The organism is Salimicrobium halophilum (genome assembly GCF_900100295.1).
Lineage (GTDB): Bacteria > Bacillota > Bacilli > Bacillales > Halobacillaceae > Salimicrobium > Salimicrobium halophilum.
Genome location: NZ_FNEV01000002.1, coordinates 199,029 through 215,535 on the forward strand (window position 1 = coordinate 199,029; position 16,507 = coordinate 215,535).

The window sequence follows — 16,507 nt, forward strand, 5'->3', positions numbered from 1 at the left end:
TAATCAGTTTTTCTGATGATTTCCTAGTATTATAGCATATAGAAGAGTGATTCATGAAAAAATGTATACGCTATCAGGAAAGGATGAGAGACATGGCTAAACGTCAGCCAAAACTCGAGGTCAGAAAGAAACAGTTGATAGAAGAAGACGGACAGACGTTCAAAGATCTGAATGGCAACGGGAAATTGGACCCTTACGAAGACTGGCGCCTGGCGCCTAAAGAACGGGCTGAGAACCTGGTTTCTCTTATGACTACGGAAGAGAAGATCGGCATGATGCTGATAAATTCAAGGAAGATGGGACTCGCTCAGGAAGAGAAAGAGAAGACAAGCCATGACGGTATTCTGGACGAAGGGGAAGTGGAAAAAGGGGAAACGATTTTCGCGCTTTCCAAAATCTTCGGTACGACGAAAACGATCCAGGAAATGAACCTGCGTCATTTCATTCTTCGGGACAATTTCAGTGCGAAGGATATTGCGGAATGGATCAATACCATGAACGAAGTGGCGGAAGAGACGCGTCTCGGAATCCCCGTGTTGATCACGTCCAACTCCCGCAACGAGAATGCGGAAGCGGTATTCGGTATGAACGAAGCCTCCGGCGTCTTTTCGACATGGCCCGGTACGCTCGGGTTGGCCGCTGCTGCCAAAGGGGATATCGAACAGGGAGGAGACGCTTCTCTTATCAGTGATTTTGCAGAAACGGCACAGAAGGAATGGAACGCTACTGGTATCAGAAAAGGGTATATGTACATGGCGGACACCGTCACGGATCCGCGCTGGCAACGGACGTATGGAACGTTCGGGGAAGATCCGACCTTCATCGCTGACGCTATCGGCAGAATCATTGATGCTTTTCAGGGACCGGAAGTCGGAGAAGAAAGCATTGCGATGACGACGAAACATTTCCCGGGTGGCGGTGCGAGAGAGAACGGCTTCGATCCCCACTACGAAGAAGGAAAATGGAACCTGTACCCGACTCCTGGAAGTTTGGAGAACTATCATCTTCCTCCGTTCCGAGCAGCTGTCGAGCATGGAACGTCTGCGATCATGCCCTACTACTCCATTCCGAGCATCAAGAAGAGTGTCGTTCAAGAAGTGGATGGGGAGGATGTAGCATTTGAAGAAGTAGGATTTACGTTCAACCATTATTTCATCCAGCATCTCCTTAGGGACAAGCTCGGTTTCAAGGGGTATGTGAACAGTGACAGCGGCATCGTCAATAAGATGAGCTGGGGCATGGAAGATTCCAGTGAAGCGGAGCGGTTCTCCAAAGCGATCAATGCCGGGACGGATTTGATTGCGGACACGAATGATATTGAGAATCTTCGTATCGCCGTCAGCAAAGGGTGGATCAGTGAGAAACGTCTGAATGGGGCGAATGTGCGTCTTCTTACGGAAATGTTCGCGCTCGGTCTGTTCGATGAACGAACTTATAACTCTCCTGAAGAGGCAGAGGAAATCGTAGCGAATCCGGAAAATCAGAAAGCCGCGGACGAAGCACATCGGAAGTCTGTGACAGTTCTGAAGAATTCAGACGGAACGTTGCCGCTCACAGAAGAGAAAGAAGGAAAGAAGAAAGTATACGTCGAAGCGTTCCATAAAGAAAAAGAGATGGCGAGAACCTTTACGGAAGAAGTGAGAAAAGAAGCTGGGCATTTCACACTTACAGATGATTATGAAGAAGCACACACAGCGCTTCTTTTTCTTCAGCCGAAATCAGGCGCTTACTTCTCAGCGACACCAGGGTTGCTTGAACTCGAGCTATGTGAAAACAAAGTGAAATCCGCGATCGATGGAGAATTGTATCAAGAGACTACGCTTAGCGGAATATCACGGGTGAAAGAAATAGCTGAAGATATCCATCGCCGTGGAGGGAAGGTAGTCATCAGTGTGAATGTCGTTCTTCCGTGGATTCTCGGAAACGTAGAGCCGCTGGCAGATGCTCTGATTGCCGGATATGATACCTTCTTCGATGCGCAACTAGATGTCATGGCAGGAGCATTCATGCCTTCAGGTGTGCTACCGTTGACGCTGCCGGCGAGTGATGAGGTGATTGCTGTAAAACAGGATGGTTCATGTGTTTCGAGAAATGATGTTCCGGGCTACGACAAAGATCGATATATGCCTGAAGGAATGAACTATGCTTATAAGGATGAAGACGGAAATGCATACAGGTTGGGTCATGGATTGACGTTCTACTAAATAGGAAACACCCTGATTCGAGGAGCCGCCTCTGATCAGGGTGTTTTTTGATGAGAATCAGTTTAAGTTCATGCTACGTTCGATGAATGCTGCAAGTTCCTGTCGGGTCACGGTCTTGCCTGGTTTGTAGCTTCCATCTTCATAACCGGCGGCTACTTCGTTGGCAGCAAGTGTTTCAATATATGGGCTCGCCCAGTAAGAATCAGTGACGTCCGTGAAGGTTCCTGTCGTTTCGACTGGTTCCATATCGAAGGCATTCACAAGAATCTTCGCCATCTGTCCGCGGGTAAGCGAGTCGTCAGGTCGGAAAGTATTGTCCAGGAATCCGTCCATAATCTCTTCACTCGTCAATTTGACGATAGAATCGTAAGCGACCATGCTGTCATCAATGTCACTATAGGATGATTCAGTTGGCTGATCTTGGCTGAGTACGATGCTTCGGTCAAGCATCAGAATCGCTTCCGCACGGGTCACGTCCTGTCCGGGTGCGAAGTGTTCTCCGTCATATCCTTGTAGAATCTTCTTCGCTGTGAGGTAATCGATGCTTTCAGCGGCGAAGCTGGATTCAGAGACATCTGTGAAATCCATAGGTTCCTGGAGTGTCATCTCTTCCCAGAATTCATTGGCAAGCACCTGGTAGCCCAGTTCGTTCGGATGGATGTCCGTCGGATCGGGCAGGTAGTCCATTGCACGTCTATCGATAGCTTCTGAGGTAGGGACAAATGTGCTCTCTGTCGCCGTGGCAGTCTGGCTGATGACGCGGTTCAATTCATCTAGTGCCAGATTTAGCAATTCCTGCTGTTCTGCCTGTAGGTAAGGATATGGATTGTAATAGCCCATGACATAGACGTCCGCTTCAGGGTTCAGTGAACGTATGTCAGTCACAGTATTAGCGAGATTCGCCCCGATTTCTCCAAGTTTTGCCTCGAAAGATTCAGGGTCATACGAAACTTGTCCTGTTTCGCTATCGATGGACAGTTCACTGATCACATCATTCGCTCCAGCAGAAATAGTGATGACATCAGCGTCGCTGACCGCCATGCGGATACCTCTGTCATCAGTATCCTCCGAAGGCATACGGACATCGTTCTGAAGGTCGTTCAGGACATTTTCTGTCGTATAACCAGGGTAGGAGTACTGATTGGTGAAGGAATCGAGTTCTCCGAGCTCATCGATATGGTGAGCTAGTAGATGAGCGTAGCCGCTATCCGGTACACTCTGCTGATCCCAGGTCGGCGTTACTCCGAAAGCGAGGGAATCTCCGAGTGCTACATAATCCACTTCTTCTTCAGCAAGGCTTGTCAGGGGAGCGGGAAGAATAAAAGCGAGCAGGGTCATAGTAATGACAGTCAATCTGAGTGACAACAGTTTCTTTTTCAAACGATCCTCTCCTTTTTCTGTTTTCCGAATATGTATTCGACATCTTTTTGTGATACCCTTTTTACAAATGTTTGAATCCTAATTTTTGAAATTGAGGAAATCGGAGAGAATACTTAATCTAGACGTTCGTTTCTTATTACTCTTTGAACTTGTCTGATCACGGTGTGGGCAGTGAAAGCAGTGAGTACGGCGAACAACAGGAGTCCCCACCCTTCAGCAAATAGGGAGAAGGTACCGTGAAGGGTGAAAATATATGTAATGAGTATGCCTGCCATTTTAAAAAGAGCGTTGACTCTATCATTCTTCAACATAGAAATTTCTCCTTACAAGTATTACAGAATCTTACTTAATGATAGCATGCAGGTGAGCTCTCTTGTAGTATCGAACCTAATTAAAAAACCCTTCCGCATAAGAGCGGAAGGGCTTAAGTTCGGAAATTCTTGGTGCTACATGCACAGATGGATCTCCTCGGAGGATGAGGAGTCTTTCCCACATTTCGATGGCTCTTTGAAAAGAGCACACTTTCATTGTAAGTGGAAGATATATCCTTGTCCATGCTTGTGAAAAAGAAAGAATGACAATTTTTTGACTACCCATCCCTATGTTTTCCCTTTGAATCTTTCGGATATATAACTTATGTATCTGAAAGGAGAGATAAGCAATGAAGTCATTAGATAAAGCGAAAAAACATAACATTGGGCTTGGAACGGCACCACTTGGGAATATGTTCCGTGATGTGCCTGAGAAAGAAGCGGAAGAGACGATACAGAATGCCTGGGACCAGGGCATCCGTTACTTCGATACGGCACCATTCTACGGAGCGGGACTTGCGGAAATCCGCGTAGGCAACGTCCTCTCTGAGAAGAATCGTGATGATTTCGTACTCAGCACGAAAGTCGGTCGTTACATGAAAGAAGAAACAGAAGATAAAGAAGGTCTGTTTGAGCACGGCCGGGACAATGAAGTCGTGACGGATTATAGTGAAGAATCCACACGAAAATCGATCGAACAAAGTCTCGAGCGTCTGAAAACGGACAGACTCGATATGGTATTCGTCCATGATGTGTCGCCTGATTTTCATGGGGATGCGTGGGTCGAGAAATTCGATCAGGCACGAAAAGGAGCGTTCAAAGTTCTGGATGAAATGAGAGACGAAGGCGTCATTCAGGGCTGGGGGTTAGGTGTAAATACTACGACACCAATCGAGCTTGCGATGGAACTCGAAGACGTGAATCCGGATGTTTGTCTGTCCGCTACCCAATATACACTGCTGCAGCACGAACGAGCGCTTGAGCGCATGATGCCGCTAGCCGAAGAGAAGGGCGTCGACATCGTCGTCGGTAGTCCTTATAACTCAGGTGTGCTGCTTGGCGGAGATCACTTCAACTATGCAGAAGCCGGAGAGGAAATTCTGGAGCACGTAAGACAGCTGAAGGAAATCGCCGATAAGTATGATGTTCATCTGAAAGCAGCCGCCCTTCAGTTCTCTACCGCTCATCCAGCTGTTTCTTCGATTATTCCGGGATCCACTCGTCCGGATCGCATCGAAGAGGATTTGAAGATGATGGAGGCCGACATCCCGAAAGACTTCTGGAATGAGCTCGTGTCGAAAGGATTCATCTCAGAAAAAGCCCCACTTCCGAAATAATGCAACGAAGCCCTTTGCCTGAAGATAGGTGAAGGGCTTTGTTTTTTGGTATGGTAGAATGGATAGAGGAGTTTAAGCATACGTATACAGTACGAACGACTATGCACACACGGGAGGGCTGAGATGGAATTCATCATGGATATGCTGATCGGCATTGGGCTCGTATTCTTCATTCTGGTGACGTTCGTCATCTTTTATGGATGGAATAATCGTAAGTAATGTAGGAAGAGAGTCAGGTTTTGCACATACCGCTACCATTCAGTTACTATAATCATGGACTACATAACGAAAACAATGCAGCAGGAGGACTCATAAGTGAGCTTTTTGAAAAACAATGGATACGAATACTACAACCTGAAAGAAATGTTGCAATATACACAGATGGACGAAGACTTGGAAGAACTGAAGCAGGAATTCTCAACACTTCCGGTGGATTCTTATGCCAAAGAATTGAATAGATACAGAAGGTATGCGCGTGCCGTTATCGTTCCAGGGACCGACGAAGTACACTGGCTTCCATCGGTTCATACGGAAGAAGGAGAGATGTATAAATACTTCCAGGGAAGCTTCAACCCGGAATATACGAATGCGGCCCGTGATTTTCCCGCCATTTCTGAGAAAATAAGAGCCAACAAGCTGCTGAACGATATTGTAATGTTCGACTACAAGCAGACGTTCTGGAGAGAAGAAGACATGCTGCTTCCTGTCCATGCAGGTATCCATTTCGTGAAGTTGGAAGTGGAAAATGACGAGGACATCGCAGTCTCCTCTCCGAACCACTTGCATCAGGACGGAGAGCCGTTTACGTTCGCTCACCTCGTTCATCGGCAGAACGTGGAAGGTGGCTTGAACGCGATCGGTGTTCCGGAAGTGGCCGGTGATGTGCCTGAGAATGTAGACGATAGTAAATTACTAAAGCAAATGACGCTGACAGAGCCGCTCGAATCCTACGGAGTGTTCGATCCGATGGTCAGTCACTATGTCGCCCCTGTAACGAAAGGGCAAAAGAATGAAAAAGGCCAGCGCTCGATGATTCTGATCGATTTTCAGCCGACGGTCTGCCCGGATCCGGATGAGATTTCTGCTCAACTGAAAAAGAGCAAATTGGTATTCGCTAAATGAAAAAATGAGGTGCAGGGGACAAGTGTCCTTCCTGCACCTTCTTTCATTTCGTCGGGACCGGGGAGATAGAGAATTCCTTCAATTCCTGCACGACTCGTGAGATAGGAAGTCCCATCACGGTGTAATAGTCGCCGTTGATGCGTTTCACGAACATGGCACCGAGACTCTGAATGCCATACGCGCCAGCTTTATCATAAGGATCCTGGGTTTTTACGTACCAGCCAAGGTCTTCTTCATTGATGTCCCAGAACTCGACTTCCGTAGTTTCCGTAAACAATACAGCCTTTTCTTTGGAACGGATGTATACGCCCGTCATCACTTCATGAACATCCCCGCTCATGGCTTCCATCATTGCACGAGCTTCTTCTTCGGAATTCGGTTTTTCAAATATCTGCCCCTGGTAAGAAACGACGGTGTCGGAGGAAAGGATGACTTCTCCGTCTTCGATAGGTACGTCTTTTCCTTTGTTCCAGGCGAGCTGTTCCACCTTTTTACGTGGATCGGTCTCTGTGATCAGGGATTCATCAAAGTTCTGTTTTCTTAATGAAAAAGGAATATGTACCTGCTGGAGAAGTTCCTGCCTCCTTGGGGAAGACGAAGCGAGAATGAGTTGTTTGGTCATAGCGAAGCCTCCTGAATATCGGGTGGATTTTTTTGAAAGTAACACAGGGCTATACCCTTGTCCACTATTTGTAAGCGGAATATTCTGTGGTACGATGGCGGGAAAGGGAGTGTTTGGAAATATGAAGAAAATAATCACCGGGTCTCTTTTGCTGGGGATCGGGTTATCGATGAGTCTATCTTATTTTATGACCAACAGAATCGATGAGGAAGAAAAGAAACTCTTAGGGAGTTGGGCTTACAATATGCAAGTCGAATATAGTGATTGGTCATACGCTTTGACTAATGCTCTTGCATCAGGAACACCGGACAAAACGCTGTCTTACCTTGAAGAAGTCGAAAGCGCGGAAGGTCATTCCTGGATAGATGGATCGATTCTTGAAATCGCCGATATCCCTCCTGGGCAAGAAGGTTATGCGTATCAGGACCGCTTTACATATGGATACATAAGATATCTGACAAATACGTGGGAAGACGATGGTCTCTCTAAGCAAGAACGTGAAGTTGTTACAGCAATACGTGATTATGCCAACGTCTCTTCAGAAGCTTATAGAGAAATAAGAAAGATGACCTCTCCACAAGAAGAAGGAGACTTTGCCATTAAAATTGGAGAGCGACTTAAAGAACTCCGGGAAGAAGTGGATCCTTATCAGGAAGTTGTACATAAAGATGAAAAATTCAGGGAGTATCAACAAGGGGATTCCCAGAAAGTAGGAACTCTATTCCAAGGAGAACCTGCGCTTGAGCATGAAGAATTGAAAGAAAGAGCGAAGCAGCAAGTGGAGAGTGTTCTTGATAAAGAGATGACTCTCGATGGTTCCGGAGTCGGTACAGGACACCTTTATAGAGATAGTGGAGCAGGAGAAGTTCACTTTTATACAGGAAATGGTGAGAGATACAGGATGGCTGTCAGTACCCATGGAGGGCATTTGCTGGGGATCACGATGGATTCGTTGGATGTTTATCCTGTGAAGGGAAATCTGGAAGAGGCCGCCCTTCATATGGTTGAAGCATCAGAGGTACCAGGAGAAAACTGGACCACAGATGTCCGTGAATTCGACGATGAAGTAGTTGTCTCAGTTTTTCAAACAAAGAATGGAGTCGAGCAACGGGATTTTGCGGTGAAGGCTGACTTTCAGAAACAGGGAGATGGATATGCTTTGACGTGGCTTGATCTTTCTTTCGCCTACAAGGATAAATCACAACAAGATGTTTCAGTGGAAGTGACGCCTGAACAAGCAAGAGACTCGATCAGCTCATCAGTGACCGTTGAAGGAGATTCGAAACTGGCGCAGGACGATAGCTCGCGTCTCGTGTATATTTTTCCTATTTCCGGATTGGAAAGATATTCGAAAGCTCTCGTTGATGCGACGACAGGGGAGTTCATAAGAGTGAAATGATTAGAAGGAAGTAGTTCAGTTCTGAATGCAATAAGAGATGTTGCAGACGTAATTGAACTACTTTTTTTATAGAAACTATAAAAAAGGGGGCGTATCATTATCAAATTCGCAATTACTGTCGTGCTAAGTCTGCTCGTTGTGATCGGGGTTTCCTTCTCCCTGTTTTTTTGGGATGAGTCACCGAAGAATGAAGAAGCGTTACAAGGAGAACAGAATGAGGGGGATGGCTCTCGAAAGGGCGCATCGCTCATTACTTCGGAGGAGGTAACAGCTTCTTTGAAGGAACAAGGTTTGGATTTGAAGGGGGCGGACCTTCCGAGGGAGAACGTTTTCATCCGTGAGCTAAACGGTGTCACTCCTCAACCATATAACCTAGAAGGGCGCGCCCTGTCCATTTATGTCTACCCGACGATTGAAGCGAGCGTCAAGGGGATGAAAGAGTTTGGGGAAAAGACGGAAGCGGCGGAATTAGAGCCCTATAAAATGTTTACGAATAATAACCTCCTCGTGTTCTATGTAGACGGAAGCGAAGAGATGAATCGTACGTTGCAAGAGACTATCAATGGTCTGGATACTTCGCAGGGCAATCAGGAACTAGAGGCTGACGATGTTACTAATTTCGTTGAGTTCAAAGGGGAAGTAAAGAAAGTAGAACGTGAAGGCAATCTCCAGGGAATCCTTGTTTCGCCTCATGTAGAAAACGAGACCATCGATTATGAAGAGGCCTGGTTTTTCACAGATAACAATCTCTCTTATGAACCGGGGCAAGTCGTGTTAGTGAGCTATGATACAACTCAAGTCCATACGTCACAGTTCCCACCTCACTATGGTGCAGAGAAAATTTCAATTGTAAAGGACTAGAAAAGCATTAGCTGCGCTTATGAGGAACCTCTTTTAAAATTTGCTATTGTGATTTGTTATCTCGAAATTGAGTCTTCAAGTAAAGGAGCAGTTTAGTGGAATAAGGGGGCTATATTTTTGAAGAACGATCAAGAGTTTAAAAATCATTGGAAAAGGTTTATCATCTTCTCGCTTTCCATTGGGATGGTAGTTGGAATTTTTTCTGTAATTTCCGACCACATTCCAAGTACGGGTGAGGAATTAATGGTTCTTGAAATCGTAATTACGTATTTAGCGGTAATGATAAACTCCTTACCAGTCTGGTTTATAATTGCTATGATTATTGGTTATAAATTTGGGAGGAATATTAAGGAAGCATTATTTTTTGGTGCCTTTTATACAATCATTGCAATCACTTTTTATTTCTTGTTTGACTACATTTATGAAAGCTTCTTTTACGAGGGGGTTATACCTGTAGCGACATCATTTAAAGATCAAATAAAATTCTACGCAGAATGGTACGGAGTCTCAACTGCCGGTGGTCTTGTAGGAGGAGCGTTGGGGTATCTATTTAAGAAGAATCGTTTTGTTTTATTATTCTTGGTTTTGGGGATAACCTTACAATTGTTTGTAAATGGTGCAAGAAGTTGGAGCAATCTTATTGGTATTGCTCAAAATGTGAGCTTTTGTCTTATGATTACAAGCATTTTCATTTATTTAGCAATTGTTTGGAGAAAGAATAGGAATAAGAAACAGAGTCTCGCATAACGCGATTATTTCGTAAAAAGGATAGTTTGTAAGGAGAAAAACCTAAACTGGCGAGTGTGTTAGTTAAAACCCTGCTTCAATATCTCAAAATTAACTCTACCGTCATAGGTGGCGGTTAATTAGCGAAGAGTAGTTGCTTTTTTCAATTTAATGAAGACAATTGACAATAATAAGGGCTTCCTCCATACTATTGTTAAAATAATTTTACCGAGTAAATGGAGTGAACGGAATAAATGAAGGATATAAAGTTATTGACCACCCATGAACAGCTAAAAGCATTAGCTGATCCATTTCGATCCGAATTACTACTACGCCTAATGGAAAAACCTAAAACCGGGCAACAACTTTCCGAGTTATTTAATCTATCAAGAGCTCGTATTCACTACCACTTGAAAGAATTAGAGAAGAATGAATTAGTAGAAATCGTTCATAAAGAAGAGAAAAACGGTATTGTACAAAAATTTTATCAAGCTGTTGCTGGTGGTTTCGTACCTGATCAGTCCCTTATTCCTTATTCTGATATGACAGAAACTGTTAGACACATGATGGTCAGTATGTTGGAACAATCAAAAAGACGAATCCTCGCTGCACCCGAAGAGTCTCTACAAGACGAGTCAGGTTCTAAGGATCCAGCTATGTGGAAGTACCGATCCAGTGCATATGAGATTCATGCAAAAGAAGAAGATTTCTTAGCCTGGCAGCAAAAGTTCTCAACATTAATGGAGGAACTTGCAGAAATACAAAGACCGGAACCTTCCTCAGACTCTAAACTCTATTATTTCCATATCCTCGGCCTACAAATAGAAGAAGGCCAGTATGAAAAGAAAAAAGGAGAATCTTAAAAGTTCTCTCTTTTTTTGAACTAACGGTAAGATAAATTTAACCGTGTAAAAATGATTATTAAAGGAGAGGTCAGATGATACTTATAAAGCAATCGGAAAGAGGAGAAACGCTTCCTTTATCAAAATCTAAGTCGTTTATGTTGCTATGGTTTACAACTGTCGTTTCAAGCTTAAGTCTTTCCATGTTTATGTTCATACAATCATGGTATGTAGTAGAAAATCTCGGTATGGAAGCCTCTCTTGGTATAGTATTAGTTTGTTTAACGACCATGCGGATGGTTTCTATGGTCATAGGAGGGGTGGTTGCAGATAGAAGCAGACAAACGAAAATCATGTCCTATTCCGATTTATCGTTAGCCATCCTGGTCATTATACTTGCGGTACTTTTCGTTTTACTAAAAGAAGTGCCTATATGGGTGCTCGCTATTAATGCAACTTTCTTTGGAGCATGTGGAGGATTATTTGAGCCATCCCGGGATGCATTGGTCCCGAAAGTCGTTGAAAATCATCAACTAACAAGAGCAAACTCTTTACTCCAGGGGGCTATCCAGATTGCATTATTCAGTGGTCCTTTACTCGCAGGTATTTTAATCAGTATTTTTAGCTACAGTGCCGTTTTATCTTTGATTGGTTTATTTTTAATCCTGTCCGGCATCGGTGTTTTATTCATAAAAACCAGAGACATTGATCGAAACAATCAAAATCATACTAATCGGCAATCTTTTAAAATCCAGTTAACAGAAGGATTAACATACACATGGAATTCTTCTTTGTTAAGGGCTTTGCTTATCATTACAATTATTGTTAACTTCTTTATTTCAGGGCCTTTATTGATGGGGTTACCTATCTTTGTAGAAGGAGTGCTCAATGGAAACTCTGTGGACTTTAGTTTTGTGCAAGGTGGATTTACCTTTGGGATGGTATTGGGTTCAGTGCTTATAGGAGTTATGAACATTCAACGTAAGAGAGGGGCTTATGCCCTGTACCTCATTGCTCTTCAAGGAGTGGGGATGTTTGTTTTCAGTCAAGTGACTTCTGTAGTAGTTGCGGTTAGTATTATTATTTTCATCGGTATGCTGAATCCTGGAGTGAATATTCCTTTGATTTCATTGGTACAATCGTATGCCAGTGAAGAGAAAGTAGGGCGTGTAATGAGTCTGATTCGTACTGGATCGTTAGGGTTGATTCCACTTTCCTATGCAGTTACTTCTATTTTCTTGGGAATGGGAGTAAACATTCAAACTTTGATGGTGTGGAGTTCTTTTCCATTAATATTTAGTGTGATCTTATTGTACTTTACATTTCCAATTCTACGGAGAGCGGACTGATGTCTATAAGTGAAAAGCCTCTCCTCTTAGAATAAGTTGCGATCACTTCACTCTAAAAGAAAAGGCCTTCTTTTTATTTTCGCTGCTTAAATATTTCCTCAACCTTCTCATGCCTATACCTGAAAATTTCATTCAGCTTCTTACTGATATTTATCTTATGTGCTAATTTCCCGAAAATAGCGTAGGGGAGTGCGTAATGGACAATATCCGTCATCTCTACGCCGTTTTCCACTTCTTTAAAATGATGCTGATGATGCCAGAATCGGTATGGTCCATGGCGCTGTTCATCAACAAAGAACCTGTTCTCCTCCATGTGAGTGATTTCCGTCATCCAACTTAATGTAATCCCAAGCACCGGCTGCAAGCGATAAGTCGCAATCATCCCGGGATACATGCGGTCAGGGAGCTCTCCGGTAACTTCAAACTTCATCCATGGTGGAGTGATTCTGGATAAGTTCTCTGCACTTGAAAAGAACGACCATGCCTCACTTATGGTAATAGGAAGCTGCTGGGTTCTTTCTATCTTATATATTTTCAATGATTCTCACCTCTAAATAAGGTGTTCCACTTTTTAATAAAAGTTAATCCTTATTCATACTCCTTCAGGTAACAATAGTATAAAAATTTTGAAGGAACTCAATGGGTAGCCTTACTCCCCTTTATCAATAGGACCTACTGTGTCTTGCTCATAGTGTTCAATACCATTCAATTTCTCAAGCTCTTCTACTCTTCTTTCAAGCTCCTTACGTTTCTGACTCATGTGAACAAGTACGGCTACAAGAAGTAATATTAGAAAAATAACAATGCCCATGCAAGCGACCTCCTTTTAAGAAAATGTTAACATATGGAAGAGGAGATTTTTTCAACGATATGAATTTCTTTTAATGCGATCTTTATCAGGCTATGAAAGTACCAGCTACGTCTTATACTTTTGAAACTGAATCGGATTGGTATCGTATATGAAATAAGATAAATGAATTACGGAGGGATTATATGGGAGATGAAAAAGAAACTCCTGAAAAACGAAGAGAAAGATTGAGACAAGAAGAAGTGAAAGGAAACCCTACTGGAAATTTGAACGATTCCTCACATAGAGCGCATCATGGCAGCCTTGTTGATTTAGTTGGTGGAATGGGTTGGAAAGGAACAGGGGTGCTCATCATTTTGGTGATAGCAGCGTTTGTAATTTTTCCCTTATTCTTCAGGTGAAATCTAGTCAAGGGGAGAAATTTAGAGAGGCGTTGAATAAATAACCATCTCTCCAGATTCATGAGTTATGTTTTGTTTTGGTGTATCGAAAGTTACGGAGGTGGTTAAGATACTTGGTTATTTAAAGTTTTTTCTATTTATGATAGTAGGTCTTTCATTATGGCAGATAGTCTTCTCATCATTTAACCCTGTAGGTATAGTTGGGTTATCTTTCTTAACGACATTTTACAAATGGTTGTTTGAGGTGACTTGGGAAAGAAAAACAGATGGTGCTAATTAATTTTGAAATTAAAATCTATAGAATAAATGAGGGTCTGGAATAGTGTCCTTATTTTTTTATAATGAGATATCTACAGGTAACAGTACTTTAGGAGGGTCAATATCAGTAATATTATTGCAGAGCAATTGGTAGCACTGTTTTTGTTTGTAGTTATTCCGATTCTGTTCCTGATTGTCATCGCATTATTGGTGAATGTAAAAAAGCAAATCGAGCAAATGAGAGAGAACATTAATGAAATGTCTCAGGGAGAAGACAAAAAATAGAGAAAGATGCCGAAGACAAAAAAGGTGCGGGGCGAGCAGGTGGCCCTTTTTGATCGAGGGTAATGAATATAGCTGAAAGGAAAATTCCCGCTGAGTATAGAATTTAGTCATAGGCGAATTGTGTCATATTTTTTAGGGGGCTTAAGAATATGAAAGCGAAATCGATAGTCATTGTCCTTCATGTAATACTACTTTTTCTGTACGGATGTTCTGCAGGTGCAAATGATAACATGTATGAAGTGAGCAGAGAGGATGTTACTCAAAACTTAGAAGGAATTGAATTTGATTATGAGCTTCCTTCTGAAATGCCCTTCGAAATTGCGAATGTAGATGTAAGCAGGCCTTCTCTTAGCCAACCTTTGTTTGCCGTCGATTACATAGGGGAGAACGAGAAGCATATCTCCTTAGAGGTAACGAATTCTGATGTTACTTGGACCTTACCTGATGAAACAGAAGAAGTTGATGTAAATGGGAATGAAGGTATGTTCATGGAAAATGATCAGGGGGCCAAAATTCTTGCTTGGAAAGCGCAAGGAGTAAGTTATGAGCTGAGTACGAATACCGATATTGGTAAAGACATGCTGATCAATGTGGCAGAGTCCTTCGACTAGTACCTTACGCGCGTATATTGAGGAGGGATAAGGTTGAGACTCAAGTATGTTATTTTAGCTGTTCTTACTATCTCAGTGTTAGTCAGTTGTCAGAAGGGAGAAACAGATGTCATAGAGGATGAAACATTTCCTACCGAAAAAGAAGCGATTCATCATTTCCTCGATGAAAATCCAAGGAGTGACGTGGAACGAATCGATACGACCGATAAAGAAGAAGTTTTTCTGGTTCGCTCCGGCAATGATCAGTATAGTTTATTTGGAATGAAGGCTGCTAAGAAAGAGTATTCCATCGTAAAACTCACAGCTACTTTGTCTCTGCACAATACTGCCTGGGGTGCTGGTGAAATGACAACTGCCAAGGGAAAAGACTATACCTTTCTGATTGGGAAGAAAGGTAAGCAAGCTGAGCTTGATCCTGCCAAAAAGGCTTATATTTTTTCTGACGTATATGCGGGAGACGGAAAGGTATCGTTAAACAAAGGTCATCTATTGGAAGAAGATAAAGATTCCGCAGTACCAGAGAGTGTAATAGAAACTACAGAGACGATATCGAGCTTGGATGGCTCTTCTTGAAGTTTTAAGGTGGCAGGTGACAAGTAATTAACAGAGGAAAGTCTGTTTGGAGTGGTTTCTTATCAAGAAAATTGCAGTATTAATCAGTGTGTTTCTTCTATTATCTGTTCTATTCATCTTTTATCAGCACAATCAGCCACCAGTAGCAAAAGATATTACTAACAGTAAACAGGCAGGGGCTATTAATGTGTTAACTATAGAGAAAATAGGTGGGGGATGGTTTTCTTTGTATTATAATCATCAGCAAGAAATCAAATTGGGATTTCTTGAACAGAACGTCCTGGGTACTTGGGAAGTGAATAGTGTTGATAATAGAGAGGAAGCAAAACGTGAACCTTTTGAAGCCGGCATATATTGGAACGTTGAAAGTTCTCCAGGTTCTCAAAAATGTTATTATTATGGAGCGGCTTCTAATCAAATTGTAGAGAAAATTAAACTGTCGATTAATGAAGAATCTTATAAAGTACTGGATTTAAAATCAAGTGGAACAAGCAATGTGCGCTATTTTTTAGAAGTTCATGACGACGATGAATGCGGCCCCTATCATTTTAAGGCAGTATCAGAGGGTGGCCATTTAATTGCGGAGGAAAAAGTATTCAGTAATACATATTGATAGAGTTAATGAGCGAGTTTAGGTGAATAATATCATCATGCTGAACAGGTCTTCCAATTATTTGGAAGACCTGTATTTTTACGGACACCAAATTAAGTGGTATTGAGTTTTTTAAAGGATAGTATGAAAGTCAGAATTTTGCTATGCTTTCTTAAAGACAACTTATGCAGAAAAGAGGAGATTGCAGATGGATAGTATTATTTTCGATTTAGATGGAACATTGTGGGACCCGATTGATACGGTGAAGGACGCATGGAACGAGACGATCCTATCTTACCGACCGGAAGAAGAGGAGTTAACTAGAAAAGACCTGGAAGGGATTATGGGACTGCAAATCGAGGGGATCGGTGAGAAACTATTTTCCCATCTTGAGAAAGAAGAGCGCGAAAAAATCATCAATGCCTGCTTTGATGCAGAAACAGAGGTGATAAGAAAACAGGGAGCGAGACTTTACCCTGGACTTGAAGAAACGTTGCAGCATCTCGAGAAAAAATACCCTCTCTTTATCGTAAGTAACTGCCAGGACGGCTACATCGAGGCGTTCTATGAAGCTCATGGACTGGAGAATTATTTCAACGACTATGAAAATCCGGGGCGTACAGGACTACCAAAAGGAGAGAATATCAAACTCGTGATGGAACGGAACGGATTGAAGAAGCCTGTTTATATAGGGGATACGTCAGGAGATGAGAAAGCGGCACGTCATGCTGGTATTCCTTTCTATTATGCTTCCTACGGTTTTGGACAGGCGGAATCGTTCGAGAAAGAGATCGAAAGAATTACTGATTTGAAAGAGATGGTTTGA

18 protein-coding genes are annotated in these 16,507 nt (G+C 42.8%); 13 read left to right on the plus strand and 5 right to left on the minus strand.

Annotated features, from left to right (window positions below):
- The first annotated feature begins 92 nt into the window (after positions 1-92).
- On the plus strand, positions 93-2,204 hold the full coding sequence (locus BLQ44_RS04315) for a glycoside hydrolase family 3 protein (RefSeq protein ID WP_093192918.1): 2,112 nt from the start codon (positions 93-95) through the stop codon (positions 2,202-2,204).
- Positions 2,205-2,261: 57 nt separating this feature from the next.
- On the opposite strand, the gene BLQ44_RS04320 is transcribed toward BLQ44_RS04315, so the two are convergent.
- Positions 2,262-3,584: an S-layer homology domain-containing protein gene (locus BLQ44_RS04320; RefSeq protein WP_093192433.1), complete on the minus strand. Its 1,323-nt coding sequence runs from the start codon at positions 3,582-3,584 to the stop codon at positions 2,262-2,264.
- 113 nt (positions 3,585-3,697) lie between these two features.
- On the minus strand, positions 3,698-3,895 hold the full coding sequence (locus tag BLQ44_RS04325) for a hypothetical protein (RefSeq protein WP_093192435.1): 198 nt from the start codon (positions 3,893-3,895) through the stop codon (positions 3,698-3,700).
- A 350-nt stretch (positions 3,896-4,245) separates the two neighbouring features.
- Between BLQ44_RS04325 and BLQ44_RS04330 the strand changes: the two genes are divergently transcribed.
- Both BLQ44_RS04330 and BLQ44_RS04335 read left to right on the plus strand, forming a co-directional pair.
- Positions 4,246-5,232: an aldo/keto reductase gene (locus BLQ44_RS04330; protein WP_093192437.1), complete on the plus strand. Its 987-nt coding sequence runs from the start codon at positions 4,246-4,248 to the stop codon at positions 5,230-5,232.
- Between the two features lie 315 nt (positions 5,233-5,547).
- Positions 5,548-6,354, plus strand: coding sequence for a 2OG-Fe dioxygenase family protein (locus BLQ44_RS04335; protein ID WP_093192439.1), 807 nt, complete (start codon positions 5,548-5,550; stop codon positions 6,352-6,354).
- Positions 6,355-6,397: 43 nt separating this feature from the next.
- Here the strand turns inward: BLQ44_RS04335 and BLQ44_RS04340 are convergent, their stop codons facing one another.
- Positions 6,398-6,976 (minus strand): Maf family protein, encoded by a 579-nt coding sequence (locus tag BLQ44_RS04340; RefSeq protein ID WP_093192441.1) that lies wholly within the window; start codon positions 6,974-6,976, stop codon positions 6,398-6,400.
- Between the two features lie 121 nt (positions 6,977-7,097).
- Between BLQ44_RS04340 and BLQ44_RS04345 the strand changes: the two genes are divergently transcribed.
- The 5 genes from BLQ44_RS04345 (at position 7,098) to BLQ44_RS04365 (ending at position 12,153) form a co-directional block, all read left to right on the plus strand.
- A complete protein-coding gene (locus BLQ44_RS04345) occupies positions 7,098-8,375 on the plus strand; it encodes a hypothetical protein (protein WP_093192443.1) in 1,278 nt (425 codons plus the stop codon).
- Between the two features lie 276 nt (positions 8,376-8,651).
- Positions 8,652-9,236 carry a hypothetical protein gene (locus tag BLQ44_RS04350; protein WP_143004689.1) on the plus strand — a complete coding sequence of 195 codons (585 nt, stop codon included), beginning with the start codon at positions 8,652-8,654 and terminating at the stop codon, positions 9,234-9,236.
- A gap of 117 nt (positions 9,237-9,353) precedes the next feature.
- On the plus strand, positions 9,354-9,983 hold the full coding sequence (locus BLQ44_RS04355; protein ID WP_093192447.1) for a hypothetical protein: 630 nt from the start codon (positions 9,354-9,356) through the stop codon (positions 9,981-9,983).
- Positions 9,984-10,216: 233 nt separating this feature from the next.
- Entirely contained in the window at positions 10,217-10,825 is a 609-nt protein-coding gene (locus BLQ44_RS04360; protein ID WP_093192449.1) for an ArsR/SmtB family transcription factor, read from the plus strand.
- 74 nt (positions 10,826-10,899) lie between these two features.
- Positions 10,900-12,153, plus strand: a complete 1,254-nt coding sequence (locus BLQ44_RS04365; protein ID WP_093192451.1) for an MFS transporter — start codon at positions 10,900-10,902, stop codon at positions 12,151-12,153.
- A gap of 73 nt (positions 12,154-12,226) precedes the next feature.
- Here BLQ44_RS04365 and BLQ44_RS04370 read toward each other — a convergent pair whose 3' ends face one another.
- Both BLQ44_RS04370 and BLQ44_RS16475 read right to left on the minus strand, forming a co-directional pair.
- Entirely contained in the window at positions 12,227-12,691 is a 465-nt protein-coding gene (locus tag BLQ44_RS04370) for an SRPBCC family protein (RefSeq protein WP_093192453.1), read from the minus strand.
- A 111-nt stretch (positions 12,692-12,802) separates the two neighbouring features.
- Entirely contained in the window at positions 12,803-12,964 is a 162-nt protein-coding gene (locus BLQ44_RS16475) for a hypothetical protein (protein ID WP_176757425.1), read from the minus strand.
- 182 nt (positions 12,965-13,146) lie between these two features.
- On the opposite strand from BLQ44_RS16475, the gene BLQ44_RS04375 reads away from it, so the two are divergent.
- The 5 genes from BLQ44_RS04375 (at position 13,147) to BLQ44_RS04395 (ending at position 16,507) form a co-directional block, all read left to right on the plus strand.
- Positions 13,147-13,362 (plus strand): DUF6366 family protein, encoded by a 216-nt coding sequence (locus BLQ44_RS04375; RefSeq protein ID WP_093192455.1) that lies wholly within the window; start codon positions 13,147-13,149, stop codon positions 13,360-13,362.
- Between the two features lie 692 nt (positions 13,363-14,054).
- A complete protein-coding gene (locus BLQ44_RS04380; protein ID WP_093192457.1) occupies positions 14,055-14,516 on the plus strand; it encodes a DUF4367 domain-containing protein in 462 nt (153 codons plus the stop codon).
- Between the two features lie 33 nt (positions 14,517-14,549).
- Positions 14,550-15,089, plus strand: coding sequence for a hypothetical protein (locus BLQ44_RS04385; protein WP_093192459.1), 540 nt, complete (start codon positions 14,550-14,552; stop codon positions 15,087-15,089).
- Between the two features lie 46 nt (positions 15,090-15,135).
- On the plus strand, positions 15,136-15,702 hold the full coding sequence (locus tag BLQ44_RS04390; protein ID WP_093192461.1) for a hypothetical protein: 567 nt from the start codon (positions 15,136-15,138) through the stop codon (positions 15,700-15,702).
- Between the two features lie 187 nt (positions 15,703-15,889).
- Entirely contained in the window at positions 15,890-16,507 is a 618-nt protein-coding gene (locus BLQ44_RS04395) for an HAD family hydrolase (protein WP_093192463.1), read from the plus strand.

Bases quoted from the DNA above. Each gene is read 5' to 3' on its own strand.
- BLQ44_RS04315 (WP_093192918.1), top strand. From the start codon at position 93: ATGGCTAAACGTCAGCCAAAACTCGAGGTCAGAAAGAAACAGTTGATA.
- BLQ44_RS04325 (WP_093192435.1), bottom strand. From the start codon at position 3,895: ATGTTGAAGAATGATAGAGTCAACGCTCTTTTTAAAATGGCAGGCATA.
- BLQ44_RS04330 (WP_093192437.1), top strand. From the start codon at position 4,246: ATGAAGTCATTAGATAAAGCGAAAAAACATAACATTGGGCTTGGAACG.
- BLQ44_RS04340 (WP_093192441.1), bottom strand. From the start codon at position 6,976: ATGACCAAACAACTCATTCTCGCTTCGTCTTCCCCAAGGAGGCAGGAA.
- BLQ44_RS04345 (WP_093192443.1), top strand. From the start codon at position 7,098: ATGAAGAAAATAATCACCGGGTCTCTTTTGCTGGGGATCGGGTTATCG.
- BLQ44_RS04360 (WP_093192449.1), top strand. From the start codon at position 10,217: ATGAAGGATATAAAGTTATTGACCACCCATGAACAGCTAAAAGCATTA.
- BLQ44_RS04365 (WP_093192451.1), top strand. From the start codon at position 10,900: ATGATACTTATAAAGCAATCGGAAAGAGGAGAAACGCTTCCTTTATCA.
- BLQ44_RS16475 (WP_176757425.1), bottom strand. From the start codon at position 12,964: ATGGGCATTGTTATTTTTCTAATATTACTTCTTGTAGCCGTACTTGTT.
- BLQ44_RS04375 (WP_093192455.1), top strand. From the start codon at position 13,147: ATGGGAGATGAAAAAGAAACTCCTGAAAAACGAAGAGAAAGATTGAGA.
- BLQ44_RS04380 (WP_093192457.1), top strand. From the start codon at position 14,055: ATGAAAGCGAAATCGATAGTCATTGTCCTTCATGTAATACTACTTTTT.
- BLQ44_RS04395 (WP_093192463.1), top strand. From the start codon at position 15,890: ATGGATAGTATTATTTTCGATTTAGATGGAACATTGTGGGACCCGATT.